The sequence below is a fragment of the Vibrio sp. T9 genome, from assembly GCF_003123985.1.
Taxonomy (GTDB): Bacteria; Pseudomonadota; Gammaproteobacteria; order Enterobacterales; family Vibrionaceae; genus Vibrio; species Vibrio diabolicus.
Window position 1 is genome coordinate 1 of record NZ_NIGY01000219.1, and the last position, 246, is coordinate 246.

Below are 246 nucleotides of genomic sequence, written 5' to 3' on the forward strand. Positions count from 1 at the left end.
ATTCCGATTAACGCTCGCACCCTCCGTATTACCGCGGCTGCTGGCACGGAGTTAGCCGGTGCTTCTTCTGTCGCTAACGTCAAACAACGCCGCTATTAACGACGCCGCCTTCCTCACGACTGAAAGTGCTTTACAACCCGAAGGCCTTCTTCACACACGCGGCATGGCTGCATCAGGCTTGCGCCCATTGTGCAATATTCCCCACTGCTGCCTCCCGTAGGAGTCTGGACCGTGTCTCAGTTCCAG

The 246-nt window shown here is 56.9% G+C and carries 1 rRNA gene; it reads right to left on the reverse strand.

What is annotated here, in order from left to right:
• Window positions 1–246: ribosomal RNA gene (locus CBX98_RS26850) — 16S ribosomal RNA — on the reverse strand; the annotation flags it as partial.